2 protein-coding genes are annotated in these 1,489 nt (G+C 50.2%); one reads left to right on the plus strand and one right to left on the minus strand.

Annotated features, from left to right (window positions below):
* Positions 1-296: 296 nt before the first annotated feature.
* Positions 297-683, plus strand: a complete 387-nt coding sequence (locus tag EPY72_RS00005) for an HVO_A0114 family putative DNA-binding protein (protein WP_210423470.1) — start codon at positions 297-299, stop codon at positions 681-683.
* 178 nt (positions 684-861) lie between these two features.
* Here the strand turns inward: EPY72_RS00005 and EPY72_RS00010 are convergent, their stop codons facing one another.
* Positions 862-1,281, minus strand: coding sequence for a hypothetical protein (locus EPY72_RS00010; protein WP_135805195.1), 420 nt, complete (start codon positions 1,279-1,281; stop codon positions 862-864).
* Positions 1,282-1,489 lie beyond the last annotated feature (208 nt).

Genomic DNA, 1,489 nt, shown 5'->3' on the forward strand with positions numbered 1-1,489 from the left:
TTTGTAGTCATTCAAATCATCCGAGAATCCGCTGCTCGCGCGCGCCCGTCGCACCAACATAGCCCTCGCTCTGAAGTTGGTGATTTCACGGTGTAGAAGGCCGCTACTCAGACAGTAGATGGGTAGAACGCCGGCCGGCGTAGCAGAGATGCTCTCATTCTATACAACGAGCGCCAGCCACTTAAAGTTTTCGACAGCTCGACTGGAAATGAGAAATTGGCTGAAACGCCTGATTTCTGCACTATCGAAACACTCTTGTCCGTTGCAGTTCTAACAACGGTCAAGGAGTAATGAATATGCCTGAATTCGAAGACCCCCCAGCTTCCGTGCCCGACCCGAATGACTTCGAGAGCGAGGACGTAGATATCGATGAGCGTCTGGAACTCCGCGCCGCGTTCTCGGAAACACTCACCCAGCACGGCTTCCCCGACACGCTCGTCCTCACCCGGGAACGCGCTGAAGACATCTTCCACGACCGCCGTATCGATCTGCTCGATCATTTGAAAGACCATGAGCCTGACTCAGTTCGCGCCCTCGCTGAGGAATTGGGATACGACAAGGGCGTCGTCAGCCGCGATCTCCAGAAACTTGCCCGGATCGATGTCATCGAATACGTCGAAGAAGGCCGCGCAAAAGCTCCCCGACTCAAGCACAACCACGTCGCCATCGAACCAGTCGTCTAATTTAGTTCTAGAGGCCGATCTTCCTGTCTCAACCCCTACCCTCGTGTCCGGAAACCAGGTCTCTCAACGATCCCTTCTGCCGTGTTTCTCACTACATAGCGTGTCGTAGAAAGCTTAGCAAGCTCTATCTATCCAAGTCCTGTCAGAAGGAGCGTGCAAGATACAGGGGGCATACGTATCACCGGCACCAGTTCTGTTGAAATTGGACGTGGTTAGCAGATACAAGCCTCACTTCAATCGCTTCACCTGTATTTCCGTCAGATGGACAATCGGGAATAAACGTGTACTCTCCGATATAGCCGTTGTTAGTCTTCACCCGGACGAGGGCTTTCTGTTCATCGAATATCGCTACTTTCTGTTTGTACGAATTATCGGATTGGTATGTGCCCAACTCGAACCACTCTGCATATAGTGTGTTTTCTGACATCTCATCCTCCACACTTGCCGGGAGAATCTCGATGTATAGCGACCGATTCTGTGATGTCACATTTGATACTCCAAGGTCGACCGTGGAGGTATTTGAACTCGTACAGCCTGCAAGACTTCCGCTTATTATTCCACCAACGAGTCCGAGTACTGTGCGTCGAGAGGAGGGCATTTTCCGATTTTAGTAACTGTGGTATCTAATCCCTTGTGATTATCTGCTACTACTATTAAATCCGAATTCGTTTCTACTGTGCGCTCCTGTTATGTAGACGCTCTATATCTTGCACCGGCTTCTGTAATCATACATATATCAACACTTTATGCTCAAGTTGTACCGTGGCAAACTGGCGATGACTGTTTTTACGACACGCTACACTACA

It is taken from the genome of Halorussus marinus (assembly GCF_004765795.1).
GTDB lineage: Archaea > Halobacteriota > Halobacteria > Halobacteriales > Haladaptataceae > Halorussus > Halorussus marinus.

Bases quoted from the DNA above. Each gene is read 5' to 3' on its own strand.
- EPY72_RS00005 (WP_210423470.1), top strand. From the start codon at position 297: ATGCCTGAATTCGAAGACCCCCCAGCTTCCGTGCCCGACCCGAATGAC.
- EPY72_RS00010 (WP_135805195.1), bottom strand. From the start codon at position 1,281: ATGCCCTCCTCTCGACGCACAGTACTCGGACTCGTTGGTGGAATAATA.